Raw genomic sequence first — 21,882 nt, 5'->3', positions numbered from 1 at the left:
GCCTTACATCATGACAACGTCGAATTGTTCCTGATTATACAAAGGTTCGGTTTGTATCTTTATTTGACGCGAAACAAAGAGCTCAAGTTCAGCCAGAGCATGAGATTCTTCATTAAGTAAGGCTTCACTTACCTGAGCGGAGGCGTAAACAACGAACTTATCCGCTTCGTAGGCTTTGTGTACCCGGACAATTTCTCGCATAATTTCATAGCAGACCGTTTCCACGGTTTTCATACTGCCGCGTCCAAGACAAACCGGGCATTCGGAACACAAAACATGCTCCAGACTCTCTCTGATGCGTTTACGGGTCATCTCAACCAGGCCCAGAGAAGTAAACCCATTAATGGTCGTCTTTGCACGGTCTTTAGCCAATGCCTGCTCCAGACTATGGAGAACCCGACGCTTATGCTCTTCATCCTGCATATCAATGAAGTCGATAATGATAATGCCACCCAGGTTTCGCAAGCGTAATTGTCGGGCAATAGACTGTGTTGCTTCGATGTTGGTATTAAAGATGGTTTCTTCCAGATTACGGTGACCAACAAAAGCACCGGTATTAATGTCTACCGTTGTCATGGCTTCGGTCTGATCAATAATCAACGATCCACCTGACTTCAAATCGACCCTGCGGTCTAACGCGCGCTGCATTTCATTTTCCACGTCGAACAAGTCGAAAATGGGGCGGTCACCGGTATAATACTCAAGTACGCTGGTCAATTCCGGAATAAAGTCCTGGGTGAACGTTTTTAAGGTGTCAAAAGTCACCTTTGAATCCACTCGAATACGCTCTATTTCTTCTCCGACAAAGTCTCTCAATACGCGACAGGAAAGATTGAGATCTTCGTACAACATGCCCACTTTGCGCTGTGATTTTTTGCGGGCTTTGATTTTATCCCACAACCGGAAAAGAAAATCTGCATCACCCCTTAAAGACTGCTCAGAAGCGCCTTCTGCCGCTGTTCGTACAATGAATTTCCCGTCAACCTTACTAACTTCTTCAGCCAATTGACGTAAGCGTTCACGCTCATCACCCTCTTCAATGCGCTGAGAGACACCCACATGGTCGCTCTTGGGCATAAAGACCAAATACCTTGAAGGTAGGGTTATATCGGTTGTTAAACGCGCTCCCTTGGTTCCCAGGGGGTCTTTTACCACCTGCACCATAATGTGCTGCCCCTGGTGGACCAACTCGGTAATCTTTTGCTGAGGCTTTTCATCCGGTTGAGGCAGGTCATCGCCGTCCACCTGAACAACAATGTCGGAAGCGTGTAAAAATGCGGCTTTGTCCAGGCCAATATCAATAAAGGCCGCCTGCATACCCGGCAGCACTCTGGACACCTTACCCATGTAGATATTACCGACTAGCCCACGCTTTGCCTGGCGTTCAATATGGACTTCCTGCAAGATGCCATTTTCAACAAGCACAACACGAGTCTCTGTGGGGGTCACATTCATTAAGACTTCAACGCTCATCGACTTCACCTTCCATTTCGAACATCCGCAATAGTTGCTCCGTTTCATATAAAGGTAAGCCAACAACCGCAAAGTAGCTACCGTCGATGCGCTTTACAAACTTACCGCCATAGCCCTGAATACCATAGCCAGCAGCTTTATCGTGCGGCTCTCCGGTTTCCCAGTAGGCTTCTATTTCTTCATTGGTAAGCGCCGCAAACTCAACCTGAGTTGTTACCACGGCGGTTTCCTGCTCCTGAATACTACGACCATTCCAGTAGCAGACACTGACGGACGTTAAAACCTGGTGCGTCTGCCCTGACAGCTGCTTCATCATTTGGCTGAAATGCTCGTAGTTTTCAGGTTTTTCCATAACCTGCCCCTGAAAACTGATTAAGGTATCAGAGCCTATAACCAGACAGGCTTCGTTTTGCCTTTTCGCTACAGCCTGAGCTTTTTCTTCAGCCAGCCGGGTCACATAGGCCATAGCAGTCTCATTCTGAGCTCGGCGCTCTTCAATTTCAGGAACATAACAGTCGAAAGGCCGATGCAGTAAGGTCAGCAGTTCTCTGCGCCTTGGCGACGACGAGGCAAGCAAAAGACGCATCAAACTACCCCAAACTGACGACGGACTTTTCGTAATAACGGAAACACCCAAAGCCAGAATACAGCCGATGTTAGTACCGGCCAGAAATAGGACAGTGTAAATTCAGCGTCATGCAAAAACACATTCGCCTCAAAGACCACAAAGCGTTTAATAAATATAAGTAAAGCAATGACCAGCGCCTGCTGAATTAAGGCAAAGTTGCGAATACGCTGAAAGTGGCGCGCCGCAAAATAGGTAACCACCACCATGCCTAACGCGTGAACACCCACAATAGAGCCTAATAAAATGTCACTTAAAACCCCAAGAGCTAACGCTGTGCCCATATTAACCCGATGTGGCAGAGCTATTATCCAATACAACATGACCAGAGTCGGCCAGTCCGGACGGAAGGTGTCGAATGCGGCAGGCATCGGCATCACCATAAGCGTAAGTGCAATGACGTATGTAACCAGCAAGGTGATAAACCCGGGTTTAACCACAATCATTCCTCGTCCTCATCGAAAATCGGTTGTTGCTCACCTTCACTAGGCCATAGTAAAAGCACATTGCGAACGCGATCCAGAGCGCTGACAGGGTCAGCAAATACCGTCGCAAAAGGCAACGACTCATCTCTAACAATACTGCTGATTCGCGCGACGGGATAGCCTTCAGGAAATACGCCACCCAAGCCTGAGGACATCAGTAAGTCACCTTTTTGTAAATCACTGCTGTGTGGGATAAACATGAGCTCAAGGCGACCAATATCACCGGTTCCCTGTGCCAATACCCGAATGTCATTGCGCTCTGAGCGCAAAGATATGGCATGGCTTTGGTCAGACAACAATAAAACGCGGGCTGTATTTCCGCCAACATCCTGCACCTGACCAATAATACCATTGCTGTCGAGCACCGGCTGTCCTTCATAGACGCCACTCAGGGTACCCTTATTGATGACCAACTGTTGTGAAAACGGCTCTGATGCAACCGCAATAACTTCCGCTACCATACGACGAGCGGAGTCGCGTGCATCGGACCCCAGCAATTCCCGCAGCCGTTTATTTTCATTCTGAAGAAAGCGAAGCTGCTGTTGCTCACCCTGCAACTCAAGAATCGCCTGCTTCAGGCGTTTGTTCTCTTCGCTGAGCTGAGAGGTTGTTTTTACCGACTCCGACAAGCCGTCCAGTATCTGTTCAGGCAAAATAGCCAGGTACTGCACTGGAGCCACTAACGAATTGAGAAATAGACGGACAGGCTTCATCGCTTGTAGGCGATGATCAATAAAAATCAGTAGAAACGAACAGGCTAGTGCGAGCACTAGCCTGGAGAGTAAGGATGGACCTCGGGCAAACAGAGTTTTCATGAATTACTCATAACTGAATAAATCACCACCATGCATATCAATCATCTCTAAGGCTTTACCGCCACCGCGTGCAACACAGGTGAGCGGATCATCAGCAATAATGACCGGAATACCGGTTTCTTCAACCAACAGGCGATCAAGGTCTTTCAGTAACGCACCACCACCTGTCAGAACCATACCGCGCTCTGAAATATCGGATGCCAACTCCGGTGGCGACTGTTCCAGTGCAACCATGACGGCACTGACAATACCCATTAGCGGCTCTTGCAGAGCTTCCAGTATTTCATTGCTGTTTAACGTAAATGAGCGCGGAACCCCTTCAGCCAGGTTGCGTCCACGTACTTCAATTTCTTTCAACTCTTCACCCGGGAAGGCTGAGCCAATTGAATGTTTAATACGCTCTGCTGTTGCATCACCAATTAACGCGCCAAAGTTACGGCGGACATAATTGATAATTGCTTCATCAAATTTGTCACCACCAATACGTACCGATGACGAGTAGACCACACCGTTTAATGAAATGATGGCAACTTCAGTTGTACCGCCACCAATATCAACGACCATTGAACCAGTCGCTTCGGATACCGGTAAGCCAGCACCAATAGCGGCCGCCATAGGCTCGTCAATCAGGTAAACCTCGCGTGCTCCTGCACCCAGTGCCGATTCACGAATGGCGCGACGCTCAACCTGAGTTGAGCCACAAGGAACACAAACTAAAACTCGCGGGCTTGGGCGGAAGTAATGGCTGTCGTGCACCTGCTTAATGAAAAACTGCAGCATTTTCTCGCACACATAAAAGTCTGCAATGACGCCGTCTTTCATAGGACGGATAGCACGAATGTTCCCTGGCGTACGACCCAGCATTTGCTTTGCTGCTGCACCAACGGCGGCAATCGATTTTGGCCCACCAGAGCGTTCCTGACGAATGGCAACAACAGACGGCTCGTTCAGCACAATACCTTCGTCTTTGACGTAGATAAGCGTATTCGCTGTTCCAAGGTCAATTGAAAGATCGTTTGAAAAAAGGCCGCGAATTTTTTTAAACATGAAGCGGTATATCCCTACTTATAAGCTAACAGAGTGACAGCAAAGAGCTCAGTAAGTACTTACTGAGCTCTTACAACACGGAATCCAATGTAGTTGGAGTTAAAATCTGACGGAAGTTCCATTTTTGTAGAAACTCTTGCCAAACTTGGCGTAAAGTTCCAGGCGCCGCCCTTCACTACCACACCGTTATCGGTTTCAGTCCACTCCCAGACATTACCGACTGTATCGTACAGTCCCCAAGGGTTACGATGGAAGCTGGCGACTGGAGCCGGACGTGTGTTTGACCAATCTGTACCGCAGTTACGGCAGTTTGCTTTACCATAACCAACATCATTTCCCCACCAAAAATCTGTTTCAGAGCCGGCGCGCGCAGCGTATTCCCACTCGGCTTCTGTTGGAATGCTGTATTTAAAACCGCTCTTTTGAGTTAACCAGTCGGCGTATGCTTTAGCATCATTATAACTCACACAAACAACCGGCGAGCTATCTGACTGCTTAAAGCCCGGATTTTTCCAGCTTAGATTGTCGTTAAACTGAGGGCGGCCATTGCTAAGGCTTGCACATGTGCCTCGTTTCTCGGCATCAGTGACGTACGCAGTATCTTTTACGAAATTACTAAATTGCTCAACGGTTATTTCAGTGTCTGAAATACCTAAAGCCGTTGGAATTTCACGTGTTTCAGCAGGGCGTTCATTAGGCAAACCATTGCCTACTAGATCACCCATTTTAAATTTCCCGGCAGGGACAACGACTAATTCCGGGCCACGAACGTCACGGAATAGAATGTCCTGAATTTTCTCGCCACGAGTAAAAGAATACTCTGACTTCTCTAAATCAGCTCGAATAGAGGTTGCATCTTTTAATACTATTTTCTCTGCATAAGCAGAGTATCCGTACTTAAGAACTTCAATTTGGTGTTCACCACCTGGCAACATCACTTCTAACGGTGTTGAGCCATAACTTACTCCATCGATAACAACTTCATCATCATACACGTTCGAGCGTATGGTTAACGGGTGCATGACGGAGCTATCAACCGTTTCCTCATCACCCGCTTGCAGCTCCCCCGGCCGTTGCTCCGCCGCGCAGTAGCGCATATCAACATTCAGCAGAGTACATGCCTGACTTTGCGGCAGCTGCCCTCTCAGTTCCACAGCAAGTTTGACGCCATAATTACCAGCACCACTGAAGCCATTGCTAACGGTTTTTGAACCTAAGATTTGAACGTTCGGGCTCGCTTTTTCAATATTTTCACGTGCCAGCGACGATTCACTTAAGCCATCTAAAATTGTATTGAGATACTGTTTTGAGGCCTTTTGCTTCGCCATCAACTTACCGCGGTTCTCACACTGCGCCAACGTTTCCTGACGATCACAGCTAATGGACTGGCTCACTTCCAGTTCACCCGTGCGGTTAAACTCGTTCTCTAACCGGTCGACCCGAGCTAAGTTACGCTGCTCTTTTAAGGTTTCAATTTCATTAATTAGGCTGTGCTTACTAACACGCGCTTCTTCAACTTCACGCGCCTTTTCATTCACCAGGCTAACCTGCTGCTTAATGTCCGCTTTATTTTGCTGGTGAGCCATGACCGCTTGCTTGTATGCTTCCTGAGCGCCAGCAATATCAATTGTGGGGTCTTCTACCAAACGCTGATAGCGGTCATTCATTTCCGCTAAAGCCGATTCGCGCTTTGACTCCAGCTCGCTATTGCGTTCACGCAAGTTTTGTAGCTTTTCACGCAGCTCACGCTCTTCTTGTTGAAGCGTATTAACGGTGCCAGAAAAGTTCTCAAAGTCGCTCTCTAGAGTCGAAATTTGGTTAGCAATTTCTTCGACAGTCATCTCCTGCTGAGCAAGAGCCGTCGAGGCGAATGTCAATGTAGAGGCCATTACTAGGGCCAGTCGAGCCAATCGCATCATGTTCCCATTCCAAGCTTGAAAAAATAACAAAGCGGCGTAAAAGCCAAAGCTGTAATCGCGCTATAGTTATTGTAATAATATTGAACGTTCGTCAACGTCGCGCATTTTTCGTTTAAACTCTGCTTTATGCTATTTGCTTGTCAACAAAAGAGCAAGAGGCATTGTCATCGAATTGTCGATTATTCATCATAAATGACTCTACCAGCCCACTTCACGCCAGTAAATTTGGCGATCGCGACCGCGATAAATACCGAATGTGCCCTCGGCTTGCGGGTTTTCATCAAAGTCGCCATCTCCTGACCAGTCATACTGTAAATATGCAGGCACTTGAGCCTCAAAAAGAAACGAGTAGGGCTCACTTTCTTGCTCCGATACCCAACGGAATAACTCGTTAATATCAACATCTGAGGGGTTCAGTAACCCATCCCTGACGCTAAGTTCGGCCGGCGTTGTTTCTAACGCCGGGTACGGTCCGGCTGTTAGGTCGTCGCGCAATTGAATGTCTGCGCGAGAAAATGTCGAGCAAGCATCCTTTTCATTTGTAACAAAACTTTCGCCCTGCCAATATTCAACAGCTCCGGCAACTGGCATGACATCGCCCATAGCCGCGTATGTGTCTTGCAGGTTAACACGACCATAATATAGAGAGGAACTATCCAACCGGGCGGCCCCGTTCATTGCAGGTAGCTCACTATTTTCGAGTACCGAGTAGAAGTTACCATCTTCTTGATCGTCGAGTTGCCATCCCAGTATGTAATTTTCATATGGACCATCGGGCTGCTGTGACAATAACCGGGACACAGTCACACTAGCGGAGCCTATAAATTGGCCGATGCCATTGTCCCATTGCCAGTCATTTGCCGGGTTTTCAGATACTGAATGTTCAGATAACGGCTCTGCCAGACCACTCTGGTCATCATAGGCATAAAACAGAGGTATGGCCTTCGCGAGCGAGCCATCATAATTTGCCGTTACTGCGCCGCCAGCATTAACCGCTCTTGCTGACAGTTCAATCAACTGCGGTTGCCCCATGTAATAAAAGTCTGTGCAAGTGCCGGCAAATTCCGCGGTCAATGCCTCAAACGCAAAAGGAATGAAGCGACCAATGTTATGATCAGTGGTAACCGTTCCTGTGCCAAGATAATCTTGGTCCGCAATTTGAGCAGTAACTCTAGCATTGCCGACTTCGGTATAAGCCACTGTCGTATTATCAAAGCGAATCGATCCGATATCCTGCGCTATGAAGTTGCCGGCATTCTCTATATTACCATCATTCTCTGAAGGCAAAACTGCGTCTGCGATACTCGCTATACTCAGTGTCTCCTGTGGAGTTTCACGACCAAAATTCGGCGTTACCTCGCCACCCGCATTAACCGCTTGCAACGACATCGAGAACGCCTCGCCCGCCTTCGCCAGAATGTCACCACTATAATTGCTCACGGTTTGTAGCGAGATTTCAGCCGGTTTATAGACAAAGTCGTTCGACACACCTTCAATCACTTTGCCATTAGGCAGTTGAGCTTTTGCGTGTAACTTCACCTGGCCAGCATCACCGTATTGAACCGTAAACAGATCCTCTCCATCAACAAAGTCTGTTACAACAGCTGTCCATCCTTCAACAACACCGCTGCCATTCTCTTCTAGTTCGTCGATTTGAGTGTTATTAACTGTCATTTGTGCATAAGGAAACTGAGTAAAGTCGCTACAGCTGCCTGGATTTACGCAATACATTCCCATATCGACTTCATTTACCTGTTCGGCCACGACTTCACAGGCCTTAGTTTCATCATTAAGTCGAACAACGGAAAGCGTACTGGAGAATGGCACTCCCGAAACCTGATTTGGAATCGCTCCAAACTTAAGACCGGTATCACTAAAGGTTATCTCACAATTTGAAGTTAAATTACCATTAACGTAACACTGCGTCGGGTTCAAAGCTCCTGGCGTTGTTTGAATATCATCAACGGCTAGCGTGTAGTCACCCGCTTCTAACTGGCTTAACTCAACATTTGCCGTAGGTGCTACTACAACTGGGTTCGGACTCCACTGCCCTGCACTCTGAGAAAGGTAGACTGTGCTGCTAACAGGTGAATAACTTGAACATGACTCATCCGCACAAGCTTCGATAGTCACTTCCGTAGCTTCACAAGTTAATGCCGGGCTTGTATAGGACAACCGATAATGATCAGGCACTACAACCGGAGGCTCTGTATTGCCAGCTTCACAAAAATTGCCGCCATCCAGAGGTTCATCAGGGGCTCCATACGCTATTGTTGGCGAGAAAAAACCCGGAAAACCAAAAGAACTGGCCTGGCCTGCCAAACTCAGCGCCCCGCTAACCTCACTTCTGTTCCAGGGGAAAATACTTTCTTCGAAATACAAATTACCCTGAACATAAATATAACCGTTAATTTCTACGTCTTTTTCTAAATATAAATCACCCGTCACAACCAGAATCAGTTCATCTGCGCTGCCACCGATATTAATCCGACGGCCGGACTGTATGGTTAAATCACCATCAATATAAACCCGCGACGTCTGCCCGTTTGTTGAGTAGTTTGCGCCAACATCACTAAAATCACCAACTCGCAAATAATCTATAGGCTGTAGCGTTCCCGGCAATTGAGAGTTCAAATCTCGGTCTGGCAAGTCAAAAGGCAAAGGTACGCTATTGGCCGGGCTGAACCCTTGAGGCCATACTGCCGAACATTGAGGGCGGGTGTTCGCACATGGCCGTGTTTGGTAAAACAGAACTGCAGCAGTTGTCGGCGTGAAAACTCCGTCACTCAAGTAGACTTCATCAATTTCTCCACGAAAACTATTTTGTGAACTGCCCTGACCACCAATATAAAGTGTGGGCGTTACTCTGTCGTTAAGTCTTGTATCACCAGAGTAAGAGTTGGTATCGAACAGTTCACCGTCAATATACAAATAAAGAACGTTATTGTCGGCATTGTAGCTCGCCGCTATATGATGCCACTGGTCATCAAATAAATTACTCTGACCATTAAAGGCATTTCCCGCTTCAATTGTCAGCAGGTCACCATTTCTTTTACGTACTTCAAAGTATAATCCGCCGCCGTCGCTATCATCCTGCCGGTAGACTTCAAAACGCCCAGCATCTGTCTCTGTCGTGCCTTCCCCGAGCAGTAACAACGTCTGGTAGCTGTCGCTCGGGTTTTGTAACTCCGAGTCACCTTTAAACCAAAAAGCAACGGAAATGGTATTTGACTCCAGTGTCTGGTCGACACCCGGAACGCGCACCCGGTTGTCGCCATTGAAGCGACCATAACGGCAAGTACTCTCATCGTTTAAGGTTCTCGCGGGGTTAAAACCTGACGTAAACGCATTGCTTAACGCAATACCGTCATAAGAGTACGGTGAGCTATCGGCAACTTCTCCGGATGTACCACCCCACTGTAATTCATCAAACTGCCAGTAACCTATTGGATCGGGTAGGGTCTGCTGGCAGTCGCCTACGTTACCGGGGGTATTGCAAGTTTCGCCTTCAATCGTACCGCTATTATTAATTACCGGCGCGTTCACATCACCCGTTACTGTACTTCCGGAACCTATTGTTACCGTCCCTGCGCTACTAAGGTCACCTTCAACCGTTACGTTGTCCCCTAACGTTATATCCCCACTTGAACTAATATCTCCGGTCACCGTGGTGCCGTCGCTTATGACGATGTCACCGTCACTGTCGAAGGACGCATTCACCGAACTGTTTTCACCAATAGTAGTTTGCCCTCCCGATAAAAACTGCATATCCAGAGACGGGCCTTTACTGTTAATTTGAACTCCGTCAGCGAAGTCAATGGCCTCAACGATAATAACAACGCCTTCATTGCCGGTGATTTCAATTTGATCGCCACTGTTGAGGGTTAAGGTTCCGCAGGTGTAAGTCGTTCCATTTTGCGTACAGCCCGGCAGACTTTGGTTCGGCAAGTTGTACTTTTTGGCGTCGGCACTTACCGTGACCAGAAGACACGCAACGGCTAGTAAAAATAAATAGCGAGCTTTCATTTTTAATTCCCCACTCGCGTTTCTATTTGCAGCTGCCTTGATGCTCGTTGCAAGCCAGCTTCACAAACCGCGGTTGATGTCACCACAAGATGAGTAAAGGTCTCGCTATCAGCATCTGTGTAATTCTGACTATCGCAACTTATGGCTGCGTTACACTGCTGAAGGCTCTGGTTACCTGCGAAGCTGTAACTGGCACCATCAAAGCTGCAGTTGGTAACAGGGTCATTATTTAATGGATAGACTTCCAACATCGCTTGCTCCAGCCCCGACTGCGCAGCTAAATAACTACGCGCTCCCAGCACTTCGGTAACCACACTTTCTGAGGTCGTCCTCAGCAGACTGGATAACACAGCTACCAGACCTCCGAGCACAACAATAACGAACACCGCAATAACTAAGGTATTCCCTCGCTGTTTACCGAGTTGTCGTTGCTGTCTGTTATGGCGCATTAGGGATGTGCACCTCACGGTAATAAAATACTTGTTCTTCAGCGGCTTCGCCGAATTGAAGTTGCAGAGTAATGATATTATTACTTTGCTGGTTATTCGCTTCTACGTCAAAAACAGCGGTACTCATGTTAATGTCTTGCGCAATTAGGTTTTCAGGTGCAAAACCACCTGAGGGTATTGGTTGCGTTTGCTGCCAACCATAGCCGCTCACCCTATATAAGTTACCCGCATTTAAACAGAAGCTGACCGGAGGGCTGCCAATATAAGCTCTTTGCAGTGGCGACTCCTTCGCGAACTGACTTGATGACTCTAAAGGCAGAGTATTCTCAAAGCTGGTAGACACATAGCCACTTGCTAGCTCTGCATAACGTTGTGGGTTATCTGAGTAGATAAAGTTTGCCCTGGTGGCATAAATAAAAATACGCTCATCTCCGCTTAGGCTCCAGCTTATATTGTCTTCATCTGAGCTCCCGGCAAAAGTCACAAAGGTCATTTCGTCGGCAGAACTGGGTCGTATTGGAGTATCATAATAAACCCCGGCGACTTTTGCCGGCACAAACTCAAGGCATTGACCACTAACCCGTACACTATTTGGAACCGCCCCCCGCACTTCCCGGGTCAAACGCTCAATGGCAAAACGGCTTTTCTCTATGGTCTGCAACCGCTCAGCACCGGTCGAAAACATTTGCGCGCCAATGCCAATAAACTGAAAACTAAAACCCGCCACTATGGCCAGCAACACAATAACAATAATGAGTTCTATTAAGGTAAAGCCCCGTTGCGCTCTCATCACCAGTTCCCTTTTATGGAGCTGAACTCTACGCGCTCGTCTTGAGGAGTAATAACTGTGACCGTTATTCTTTTAAGTTCATTTGCATTTTTTTCTGTGACACAAACAAATGCCTCAAAACCATTGTAACGATTCGGTGAGGAGCCACTCAATTCATCTCCACTTAGCCTCAAGCCGTTATAGTCGTCCACATCATCAAACTGTTCTCGCTGAGCTTCTTCGGCATTTGGGGTGCTACCGTCACCAGGACACGGAGCCGGTGTTGTGCAGCTCCCCGAACCTTCAGAGCAGCGTTCATACTGATTACCGATATTAGAATTTTCATCAAACCGCCGGGCCATTATTTCATTCATGAGACTTTGCCCAACTTCCGTTGCCCTAATCTGCTGCCAGGGGTCCACACTTTGACGAAAGAGCTGGCCCAACCCGGTTGTCACCACCAAAGTAACAATAGCAATAACCACAATGCCGGCAATAAGCTCAATGAGTGTGAAACCTGTCTGTTTATTGCGCATCAATAAAGCCTTCTTTATTAATGCTAATGGTTCGGCTTACGCCTAAATTTTCGGTAATCGTTATTGTGCAACCGCCAGTACAACCGTGTGTTGGCTGCCCTAGTGCATTGAAGCCAATAGTTAGGTCTGAAGGTGAAAACGTGATGTCATCTAAATTGCTGAGCTGAAGGCTATTGTCTTCGCTGTAAGGCGGGTTACCCAAAGTGCTTTCTGTTACCGAAATACTATAATCATTCACAGTATCTTGCATTGCTTGCTGCTGAACGGCTCGCAAAATACCCATCGCTTGTAAGCGGGCTGTTTGGCTTTTTGTGCCAGAATCACTAATAAATAAGGGGCTAGCCGATACGGCTAAGATACCGATGATGACCAGTATGATGATGAGTTCTATAAGAGTGAAGCCTCGGGACTTCATAGCTAGCCTTTAAAAAGCCCACAGCTGAATGGCTGCAGGCTCCTAAAGTCGGATTTAACAGCCAGTCGTTACAATAGTAATTACTGGAGGGGTATTAGAATCAGCCGCATCTGAATATGTCGCGTAACAGTTCGTGTCGGTAATATCCCCTACCGCTGCCGTTGTAGGATCTACTACTTGATCACCTGGAGCAATTGAAATGGTACCGCTATCTGCAAAAAACGCCCAATCTGTTGTTACTGTAGTAGCAGGATCAACATTTGTTGCATCTAAATTGGCAGCAGTAACAATGCCTGCCTGTGTCGCTGCTGGATAACCGTTCACAGTAGCTACACCATTAACAGTCACCGGAGCAGCCGAAGTGCCATCCAAGTCATCATCAATCGCAGCTCTTGCATATACTGTCTGAGTCGCGCCCTGCATTGCCCCTTTAAGACCTTTCACAGTCGAAGTACGAGCATCACTAGAAAAGTTAATAAACTGAGGCGCAGCAGTTACAGCCAAAATCCCCAAAACTACGATGACAATGATCAGTTCGATCAGAGTAAAACCTTTTTGATTGCGCATAATTAAAACTCTCAATTGTTGTTTAAAAATATTTCTATATAGAAATTATTGGTTATTGCTGTGAATACTCACGCCGCCATTGCGTGGATTATAAACGAAAGCATTGCCCACTGTCAGATAATCATCACCCGATGGCGCTGTTGCTTCATTTTTTATGGTGTTTGTTAAATAATAAACACACATATCGTTACCTGCCGCACTGTCCTGTGTCACGTAAGTAAAATAACGGGTCTGCTCAAGGTTACTAAAATCGGTTGTAACCGTTGGTGCTCCTTGCAAAATAGACTGCATAACACTTACACAGTCCTCAGCTACCAGATTTTCGTCGTGCGCTGCGTCGTTGTCACCACTAACCGGGTATCCGGTATTGCCATCCACATAAAGCAGAATTTGGTCCAGCGATACTTCAGCCCCGGAACCCGTGCTGCTATCACCTTTCGGGCGTCCGCTAAGCTCCCACTCACCCCGAACAATGCCTACAGCACTGGCAAAACCGCCAGCTACGCCTTCAAGAGCTGCGTCTTCTGCGTCTGATGATACATCGGTAAACCGGGGAATAGCCGCAGCAGCTAATAACCCAAGAATAACCACCACGATAATCAGCTCTATAATAGTGAAGCCTTGCTGCTTTCTCATTTTAGTTCTCATACTAAAACTCCAGTGGAATCCATTTTATGACATTTCCTTAACACTTAACACCAGCTTTCTCTTTATTTTCGAACGACCTGACCCTGCTTATCGTGATAGCTAAACCAGGCCCGTTGGTTAACTTCGTAATAACAGCTGTTTAGCTCCCCCTTAGCCTGCAAAGCACTGGCTGGTATTTCACCGCCCAATTGCTGCCATAAGCGCAGGCAGCCTTGTTCAACCGAAGGCCAGCCCTGACTATTCATGACTATTTTCACTTGCTGCTTTCTGCTTTCATTCAGCAAGGCCACTTCTTTCGGCTTGCCGCGGCGCATCCATTCGGTGCGTGCCAGCCAAAGCGAGTCAATAAAACGCGATACTGCAATGTCTAACTCGGTTTGACGCCACTTTTGCGGCTCGTTAATAAGTACCATTCTGGCGGCCACCGCAGCCAGTATCAACAAAAGCAATACCACCAGAATGTTCTGAAAACGTTGAATGCCCTTACGTTCATCCGTTGTTTCCCGTGTCATTAGCGTCCCTGGTATGCGCTCATCATGTCCCACATTGGGGTAAATATTCCCAGCGCGAGAATCAGTACCATCACCGCGACCACAGCTATCATTATCGGCTCAATACGCGCGGTTAAAGTTTTCAGATCGTAATCGGTTTCGCGCTCATAATATTCAGCCACTTCCAGTAACAGCACATCGACTCGACCGGTTTCTTCACCAACGGATATCATTTGCAGAATCAGCGGCGTAAAGAGTTCCGACTGGCGGGCAACTCGTGACAAATTTTCACCTCGTTCAATACCCCGACGCATTTCTATAATGCGTTTTTCCATCCAGGCGTTATCAACGGCCTCGGCCACTAAAGATAAAGCCTGAGTCAATGGAACACCGGCGCCAATCATCACCGAAAAACTGCGCGCAAAGCGGCCTAACATGGAACGCATTAAAATAGAGCCAATAATAGGAATTTTTAATTTAAGGCTGTCCCACTTCAACCGCCCATTGTCCGTTCCCACGTAGTAACGAATACCGAAAAAACCGCCCACCATGGCTAGCAGCAGAACATGCCAGTAGCCGACAAAGAACTCAGAGGACCCGAGTAACGCCCGCGTTGCCCAGGGGAGCTCAACATTAAACCGGCTGAACATGGACGCAAAAGTTGGAATAACAAAAATGTTCAGCACAAAAATGGCGACAACCAGAGCTATCAGCACAAAACTCGGGTAACGTGTGGCCGCTTTTATTCGCTTACGGGTGTCCTGCTCTTTTTCCAAGTACACCGATAGCTGCTGAAAGGATTCCTCCAGTTGACCGGTGTTTTCTCCCACATGCACAATAGCAATAACCAACCGGGGAAAAACGCCTCGGTGCTGAGACATAGCGGTGGATAAATTCCGCCCCCGCTCCAGTTGATCATGCACATCTTTCAGGGTTGTCCGCAGACGCTTGTTTTGCGTGGTATCAGCAAGCCCTTCAATGGCTCTTAGCATAGGAATGCCGGCATGTGTCAGCGAGTACATCTGCCGACAGAAAATAATCAGTTCGTCTAATGAGACTTTCTGCTGAAAAGCCGACTTTAAACTTTCACCAAAGCTGCTGTTAAGTAACGAAAAGCTCTGTCCTCCGGCCGGGTTAATGGACAAAGGAACCAACCCGCGCCGCATGAGCACGTCAGCGGCATTACGCTCATCGCTGGCATCAACTGAGCCGCGCTGCAGTTGGCCTGATTTGTCCCGGGCACGATAACGAAACTGCATCAGATGCTGTCCTCAACACTTTCAGCCAGGAATAACACTTCATCCACACTGGTAACGCCCTGCCGCGCATAATCCAGCGCAACCGTCGCCATGGACTGATAGCCCGGATGCGCTTTAGCAGCCGCAGCAAATTCACGAGTGTTACCGTCACGTAAGGCATCCATCATGGGCGTGTTCATTTCAAGCAGTTCAAACACACCGATACGTCCCCGGTATCCGGTATGGTTACAGCTCTGACAGCCAGCTCCGCGTTTGAAAGAATACTGAGAGCTACCTTCTTTCAAATGTTCCAGCCACTGGCTTTCCGGTTCATCAGGCTGATAATCTTCAGTGCACTTGTCACACACCCTGCGCACCAAGCGCTGAGCTAAAATACCGCGTAGTGCCGCAGCAACCAAATACGGCGGCGCGCCCATATCAATTAGGCGCATGGCGCTGGTAATAGCATCGTTGGTGTGCAAGGTGGATAAAACCAGGTGACCAGTGATGGAGCCGCGCAAACCTATTTCTACGGTTTCGTGGTCACGCATCTCACCGACCATAATAATGTCAGGGTCCTGACGTAAGGTGGTACGCAACACGCGTGAGAAATCCAGGCCGATTTTGCTGTTTACCTGCACTTGAGATATACGCGGCAGGCGATACTCCACCGGGTCTTCAACCGTAATGACCTTTTTGCCTTCGGTGTTTAATTCACTCAGTGCGCCATACAAGGTTGTCGTTTTACCGGAACCCGTCGGGCCCGTTACCAATAGCATACCGTGCGGTCGTTTTATCAGGTTACGTACGCGTTTAAGAATTGAGTCCGGCATACCGGTTTGCTCTAAAGACAATAAGCCAGCTGACTGGTCCAGCAGACGCAGTACGCACGACTCACCATACTGCACCGGCATAGTCGATACACGAACATCAATACTGTGCTTGCGGACCTTCATATTAAAACGCCCGTCCTGAGGCAAGCGACGCTCGGAGATATCCAGTCCGGCCATCAGCTTAAGGCGCAATACCAGCGCATTGGCAATATTGGTTTCATCCAGAACATTTTCCTGCAGCACACCATCAACCCGCTGACGGATACGGAGCTTACGATCATCCGGCTCAATATGAATGTCAGACGCGCGAACTTGCACTGCATCTTCAAAGATTGACTGCAGTAACTTGGCGACAGTTGCTTCGTCCGTATCGTCATCAAGGCTGAGTTGGCCCAGTTCAAATTCACTGGTGTCTTCGTATTCGTCTTGTAACTGGCTGGCAAAGGTTTCAATTTCCTTCGTGCGTCGGTACAGGTTGTCGAAGGCCTGCATCAACTCACCCTCAGGCACAACCGCCAATTCAACCTGACGTGGAGCCAACAACTGGTTTATCGCATCAATTGAGGATAAATCGGCCGGGTCGCTCATGCCAACCAGGGCTTTCTTGTCATTGGCTTCAATGACCAAAGCGCGATGCCGGCGAGCCTGAACCTCAGGCAGTAACTTGAAAGCCTCCGGTGGGATTTTTCGCTCAGAAATACTAATGAGCGGAAGTTTCAGTTGCTGCGCCAAAAACTCCAGTAACTGCTGTTCTGAAATGTAACCGAGATCAGTTAACGTTGCCCCTAGCTTGCGTCCGCTGAGGTGCTGCTCTTCCAAAGCCTTATGCAGTTGATCTTCTGTGATGATTTGCTCATGAACAAGCAAATCACCCAGTCGCATTTTAAGACGTGGGCGCTTCATTGTTCACCTGCCGGTTCATTTGCCTCTAACAAAGCAATTTGCTGATGAATAAAGTCGACCGTGGGGCGATGCGTAATTCGCGTTAATGCTTCTTCATAAGAGGCTAAAGCTGTTTGCGGTGCAAATTCCTGCTGAGCTAAGGCTTTACCCAAATACCAACGGCCCTGCGCCGGTTCCGCCACAATAAGGCGCTGATAAGTATTGGCAGCCGTCTGATAGTCACCCACTTCCTGAGCTAACAATGCTTGTTTCTGAACGTAGTCCGGGTAGTCTGCTGCATTCGGTGTCGCTTGCTTCAGCAAACTTAGGGCTGCCGCCGGACGGGCTTCTTTTTCTAAAATGCGAGCGCTTAATAACCGAAACTCAAAGTCAGACGGGTCACGTTTAAAACCTGCCTCTAATGTCGTCAGAGCTTGAGATACCTTGTTGCGCCCAAACTGAAGCGCTGCCAGTTTTTTTCGGACATTTTTATTGTCCGGAGTTACAGCCAACGCTTTACGCCAATGCTCTTCAGCTGAAGTTAACCGCCCCTGTTGCTGCGCTTTCTGCGCTTTCTCAATATGTTGTTCAGCAATTTCAGCCGGTGAAAGTTGTACAGGCTGCTTACTAAACTCACCGCTCGGCTCAGCTTCGTCGCTGCTTTTATCCGCGGTCGATTCAGGCTCTTCTTCAACTGCTTTAGGCTCAACCTTTTTACTTTCGGGCTCGGGTTTTGCCTCACTTATAGGCTCAGACACCGCCACTGATGCGAGGTTATTCTGGTCAATGACAGTTTGTTCCCGCGAGCCAGTCTCTTGTGCATCGGCACGTTCAGTGGGTACCGTAAATGCAGATGAATCAACTAATGGCTCAACGCGCTCCTGCACTAACGGCATGTCCGCAGCTTCGCTTTCAGTTACCGTCATCACGTCATCATCTGAGGACTGCCACCAAAAAAACACCAGAGCAAGCGTAATAACAATGAGTGACGCTAACAGCCATAACCCAAAACGATGACTACCTCGGCGCTCCACCGCGCTACTGGCAGCATTTTTTGAAAACGGTTGCTGGCCACGGCGATCAAGATCCTTCAAGACTTTATTGATTACGCTCATAAAGAACCACCCATTTTCCAATAACTAACAGCGGCAGCAGCCAGGAAAACAAAGCCGACTGACACAGTAACAGGTAGCCAAACAGAGCGAGTTGACTCAGTATCTTCGGTATCCTTAACCGCCAGCTTCAAATCTTTTGAAGACAGTTGGCGCCGACCTTCTCCGTAAGCTAATAGCAGCATTTTATGGCAGAGCATATTAACCAACCTTGGTACGCCGCGGCTGCTCCGGTGCAGGCCTTTTATCAGTTTCCAGTCAAAAATTGGCGCACCTTTATAACCGGCCACATCCATTCGGTGAGCTATGTATTCTGCTGTCTCATCGACGTTCATGGCCGTCAGTTTATGCGCAAAACTAATGCGCTGACGCAACTGCCGGAAAGCTTTTTGAGATAAGCGCTCATCGAGCTCTGGCTGCCCGAGTAAAATAATATGCACCAATTTGCGTCGCTCAGTTTCCAGATTGGACAATAAACGCAAAGCTTCCAGACTTTCCTCTGGTAACGCCTGCGCCTCATCAATCAAAATAACGACCGCCTGCCCGCTTTTATTAACATCCAGCAAACGTTGCTGAAGAGCTCGCGCCAATTGTTGCTGGTTAGTTAACTGCTCGGTTTCAACGGACAATTCCTGAGCAATGGCCAGCCTCAGCTCCGCCGGATCCAGATAGGAGTCAGGAATATAGGCCGTTTTAAAAAAGTCAGGAATATCGTTCAGTAACCGCCGGCATAGCAGAGTTTTACCGGTTCCCACTTCTCCGGTAATTTTAATAAAGCCCTCGCCGGTTTTCAGCGCAGTCAGAACCACCTCGAAAGCCTCGTGGTGGCTTTTCAAGTCGTAGTAGAACTGCGTGTTCGGCGTTATCGTAAAAGGCAGTTCGCGTAAGCCGTAATGGTATAAATACATACTACCTATTGCTCAATGTCCGGGAACCATTCCTGCAGCAGTTCGCGTGATCGTTTCAGTTCATCGCGCCAGGTATCAACACCGACTACCGTGGGCTTCAGTAATATAACCAACTCTTTCTTTTCCTGACGATTACGGCGATTCGTGAAAAGCTCACCGAGCAACGGAATGTCGCCTAGTAACGGAACCTTACCCACTTCTTCAGAATTTGTGGTTTGCATTAAACCACCCAACACAACAATTTCACCGTTGCGGGCTTTTACTATGGTATCAGACTCGCGAATGTTGCTGCGCGCCAGCGGCAGTACCGACTCTTTTCCTGACACGGTGATGACTTTTTCCTGTTCGCTGGTTTCGACCACTGACGGATGAACATGCAAAATGACTTCGCCGTCATCGCTAATTTGTGGTGTAACATCCAGAGAGATACCGGAGAAAAACGGTGTGAACTCGATATCAGAGTCTGACGACGAAATACCGCCGGAATCAAGCGAAGTGCGGCTGGTCACGTCGGTAACAAAATACTCGTCTTCACCAATTTTAATGACCGCTTTTTGATTATTCGACGCACTGACACGAGGGTTCGACAGAACCTGCACGGTGCCTTGGGTTTGCAGCATTTCTATCATGCCACTGAAGTTATTACCTTCGTCGGTGTAAGTAAGACCGAATAACCCACCAATAGCCGCAGACGTCGTGTTAGCTGGGGTTACACCGTTGAACTCCACACCAAAGCCCGCATTGCCGGAATAAATATCACTCCAGTTAATACCCTGCTGATAACTGTCGTTCAGCGTTACTTCAATAATGCGTGCTTCCAGAATCACCTGGCGTTGTAAACGCGACTCCAGGGTTTCTATGAAATCGCCAACAGCGCGAAGCTTGTCGGCTGACGCAGTCACACTAACCACCCCGGCCTGCGGCGACAAGACTACATTACCGTTACCTATGATGCCTTCAATAACTTCTTTTAAGTCGCCCCACAGGTTGGTTTCCGATTGCGTGGTAATACTGGAACCATTGCCTTGCATGGAGTTTTGACGTGAGTCGCGGCTGTACTCACCACTACCGGTAAAAGGAGTCGCTCCGGAAACGTTCGTGTTATTCGTATTTCCGCGATTAGACTGGTTATTGTTATTACGCTCATCACTGACGCCACCGCCGGAGATTTCAGTTTGTGACATGCCAAAACGCCGCAGTGACAGGTAGTCGAGCGAAAACGTTTGGGTGCGCACCCCGGAAGGGAATATTTGAATTGTACGGCCGGAGCGACGCACTTCAAAACCGTACATATCCTGCACTGCGTCCAGCGTTTCATCCAGCGTGACATCTTTAAGGCTCATTGAAATTTCGCCGCTGACATTCGGATGCACCAGAATATTATAAGGGGAGTCGGCAGCCAGACCGTAAAAGAAAGCTTTTGCATCAACTTCATCGGCCTGTAAAACAAAGCGGGGCTCTTCCAGCAATGCTAAGCCGTCTTCTTGTTGCCCGCTCGCGCTTTGACTGAGAAAGTTACTGACTTCCGCAGGCACAGCCGACTTTGTAGCAGACGCTTTTTTCTCGGCAGCTTCTGGCTTCATTGCCTCATTTGCTTCGTCTGGTGAATAGCTCGGTTGATAAGCACAACCCGCTATTACTGCCAGTAATAATGCGCCTGTCGCAACTTTTATCATTGTACTGCCCCCGGGATGCCTTTCTTATTCTGTTTTATCGGCTCAAATAAAGTAATCTCGACCACTTCATTACTTTTTTCAACAACCACACTGTTTGGTTTTATTGACATTACTTCCACACCATCAACCCGCTCTCCCGGCTTGACCCACTGGCCATTTAACCGAGCTGACTGGCTCTGCTCAGAATACAAAATTTGCGTCAATTTCAATTCTTCCGCCCAGCTCTCCAGGTTAGCTATTGTTTCCGTTTCATTGACCGGAGGCCGAGTCGGGTCACGCTCTTGCGCTAACGTCGACAACGGCAATAAAACAAATAGCCATAAAATTAAGTTACGCACTGATAAACTCCTTATCAGTACTCAGTAAATACCAGACAATAGTCACTGTTGCTGTCGGATAATTCGTCACTTGGTACTCAAAGTTCGCCCACCGCACACTTGGATACTCCGTTTGCAGTTTATCGACAAATTTCGATACAGCAAAAAAACGTCCGCTGAACTCCGCCTGAATAGCATGTTGATAGAGCTTAATTGAACCGGTTTCAAACACCACTGACGGCTCCTGCGCTTCCAGGCTTTGCATTTCCAACTCAGAAGCGTGTCGTAATACCCCTTGCAAAAACTGTTTACGCTGGTCGGCAGGTAATAGCACAGTGTTTCCTGAGAAATCTTCTTTGGCCACAACCAAGCGCTGCTGTAGTTGTTTAATCTCTGCTTTAACCGGCGCGTTCACATCTTTACTTAACTGAGTTCTTAACTCTTGCTGCAATTGCTTCAGCTGTTCCAGTTGCGACTCAATACGACGGTTATCAGCCTGCGTACTTTTGTTCTCTTCAACAGTTGGAACAATTAAGTAACTGATAAGAGGCAGTGTCACAACAAGAAAAGCTGCCAAGGCCATCAACGTACGCTGGCGAGCAGGCATAGCGTCAAAGTTTTCTTGTAAGTTTAGCCACCAGTTCATCATCT

At 48.0% G+C, this 21,882-nt stretch carries 21 protein-coding genes; all 21 read right to left on the bottom strand.

Going from position 1 to position 21,882, the window contains the following annotated elements:
- Nucleotides 1-3: 3 nt before the first annotated feature.
- The 21 genes from rng to VBY75_RS07620 all read right to left on the bottom strand — a co-directional run bounded on the left by rng (nt 4) and on the right by VBY75_RS07620 (nt 21,880).
- Entirely contained in the window at nt 4-1,473 is a 1,470-nt protein-coding gene (gene rng / locus VBY75_RS07720; protein ID WP_222236406.1) for a ribonuclease G, read from the bottom strand.
- The gene (locus VBY75_RS07715; protein ID WP_222236404.1) at nt 1,463-2,059 is read right to left on the bottom strand and encodes a Maf family protein; all 597 of its coding nucleotides are present in this window, start codon (nt 2,057-2,059) and stop codon (nt 1,463-1,465) included. Before VBY75_RS07715 ends, rng begins: the two co-directional genes overlap by 11 nt.
- Nucleotides 2,059-2,544: a rod shape-determining protein MreD gene (mreD, locus tag VBY75_RS07710; protein ID WP_054489771.1), complete on the bottom strand. Its 486-nt coding sequence runs from the start codon at nt 2,542-2,544 to the stop codon at nt 2,059-2,061. Before mreD ends, VBY75_RS07715 begins: the two co-directional genes overlap by 1 nt.
- Entirely contained in the window at nt 2,541-3,398 is an 858-nt protein-coding gene (gene mreC, locus VBY75_RS07705; protein WP_199494770.1) for a rod shape-determining protein MreC, read from the bottom strand. Before mreC ends, mreD begins: the two co-directional genes overlap by 4 nt.
- Nucleotides 3,399-3,401: 3 nt before the next feature.
- Nucleotides 3,402-4,445: a rod shape-determining protein gene (locus VBY75_RS07700; RefSeq protein WP_126780974.1), complete on the bottom strand. Its 1,044-nt coding sequence runs from the start codon at nt 4,443-4,445 to the stop codon at nt 3,402-3,404.
- Nucleotides 4,446-4,504: 59 nt separating this feature from the next.
- Nucleotides 4,505-6,364: a formylglycine-generating enzyme family protein gene (locus VBY75_RS07695; protein WP_199494771.1), complete on the bottom strand. Its 1,860-nt coding sequence runs from the start codon at nt 6,362-6,364 to the stop codon at nt 4,505-4,507.
- 198 nt (nt 6,365-6,562) lie between these two features.
- Nucleotides 6,563-10,390, bottom strand: coding sequence for a DUF6701 domain-containing protein (locus VBY75_RS07690; protein WP_416511858.1), 3,828 nt, complete (start codon nt 10,388-10,390; stop codon nt 6,563-6,565).
- 2 nt (nt 10,391-10,392) lie between these two features.
- Complete coding sequence (locus VBY75_RS07685; protein ID WP_416511856.1) at nt 10,393-10,839, bottom strand: Type II secretory pathway component; 447 nt, start codon at nt 10,837-10,839, stop codon at nt 10,393-10,395.
- Complete coding sequence (locus VBY75_RS07680; RefSeq protein WP_222236402.1) at nt 10,829-11,629, bottom strand: PilW family protein; 801 nt, start codon at nt 11,627-11,629, stop codon at nt 10,829-10,831. The genes VBY75_RS07685 and VBY75_RS07680 overlap by 11 nt, the downstream gene beginning before the upstream one ends.
- Nucleotides 11,629-12,144: a type IV pilus modification PilV family protein gene (locus VBY75_RS07675; RefSeq protein ID WP_271331826.1), complete on the bottom strand. Its 516-nt coding sequence runs from the start codon at nt 12,142-12,144 to the stop codon at nt 11,629-11,631. Before VBY75_RS07675 ends, VBY75_RS07680 begins: the two co-directional genes overlap by 1 nt.
- The gene (locus VBY75_RS07670) at nt 12,134-12,559 is read right to left on the bottom strand and encodes a prepilin-type N-terminal cleavage/methylation domain-containing protein (protein WP_054489752.1); all 426 of its coding nucleotides are present in this window, start codon (nt 12,557-12,559) and stop codon (nt 12,134-12,136) included. Before VBY75_RS07670 ends, VBY75_RS07675 begins: the two co-directional genes overlap by 11 nt.
- A 54-nt stretch (nt 12,560-12,613) precedes the next feature.
- On the bottom strand, nt 12,614-13,126 hold the full coding sequence (locus VBY75_RS07665) for a prepilin-type N-terminal cleavage/methylation domain-containing protein (RefSeq protein ID WP_222236401.1): 513 nt from the start codon (nt 13,124-13,126) through the stop codon (nt 12,614-12,616).
- A 45-nt stretch (nt 13,127-13,171) separates the two neighbouring features.
- On the bottom strand, nt 13,172-13,774 hold the full coding sequence (locus tag VBY75_RS07660) for a prepilin-type N-terminal cleavage/methylation domain-containing protein (protein ID WP_054489747.1): 603 nt from the start codon (nt 13,772-13,774) through the stop codon (nt 13,172-13,174).
- Between the two features lie 62 nt (nt 13,775-13,836).
- Nucleotides 13,837-14,286 (bottom strand): Type II secretory pathway component, encoded by a 450-nt coding sequence (locus tag VBY75_RS07655; protein WP_287816220.1) that lies wholly within the window; start codon nt 14,284-14,286, stop codon nt 13,837-13,839.
- Nucleotides 14,286-15,524, bottom strand: coding sequence for a type II secretion system F family protein (locus VBY75_RS07650; protein WP_199494778.1), 1,239 nt, complete (start codon nt 15,522-15,524; stop codon nt 14,286-14,288). Before VBY75_RS07650 ends, VBY75_RS07655 begins: the two co-directional genes overlap by 1 nt.
- Nucleotides 15,524-17,239, bottom strand: a complete 1,716-nt coding sequence (locus VBY75_RS07645) for a GspE/PulE family protein (RefSeq protein WP_199494779.1) — start codon at nt 17,237-17,239, stop codon at nt 15,524-15,526. Before VBY75_RS07645 ends, VBY75_RS07650 begins: the two co-directional genes overlap by 1 nt.
- Entirely contained in the window at nt 17,236-18,333 is a 1,098-nt protein-coding gene (locus VBY75_RS07640) for a tetratricopeptide repeat protein (protein ID WP_416511852.1), read from the bottom strand. Before VBY75_RS07640 ends, VBY75_RS07645 begins: the two co-directional genes overlap by 4 nt.
- Entirely contained in the window at nt 18,330-19,238 is a 909-nt protein-coding gene (locus VBY75_RS07635; RefSeq protein WP_278356671.1) for an ExeA family protein, read from the bottom strand. The genes VBY75_RS07640 and VBY75_RS07635 overlap by 4 nt, the downstream gene beginning before the upstream one ends.
- Before the next feature lie 5 nt (nt 19,239-19,243).
- Nucleotides 19,244-20,914, bottom strand: coding sequence for a pilus (MSHA type) biogenesis protein MshL (mshL, locus tag VBY75_RS07630; protein WP_416511850.1), 1,671 nt, complete (start codon nt 20,912-20,914; stop codon nt 19,244-19,246).
- Entirely contained in the window at nt 20,911-21,252 is a 342-nt protein-coding gene (locus VBY75_RS07625) for a DUF3160 domain-containing protein (protein ID WP_222236394.1), read from the bottom strand. The genes mshL and VBY75_RS07625 overlap by 4 nt, the downstream gene beginning before the upstream one ends.
- Nucleotides 21,245-21,880, bottom strand: coding sequence for a Type II secretory pathway component (locus VBY75_RS07620; RefSeq protein ID WP_222236393.1), 636 nt, complete (start codon nt 21,878-21,880; stop codon nt 21,245-21,247). Before VBY75_RS07620 ends, VBY75_RS07625 begins: the two co-directional genes overlap by 8 nt.
- Nucleotides 21,881-21,882 lie beyond the last annotated feature (2 nt).

Origin of the sequence: Idiomarina sp. HB, from assembly GCF_048059115.1 — a bacterium.
Taxonomy (GTDB): Bacteria; Pseudomonadota; Gammaproteobacteria; order Enterobacterales; family Alteromonadaceae; genus Idiomarina; species Idiomarina abyssalis.
This window is presented reverse-complemented; position numbering and strand designations above follow the sequence as displayed.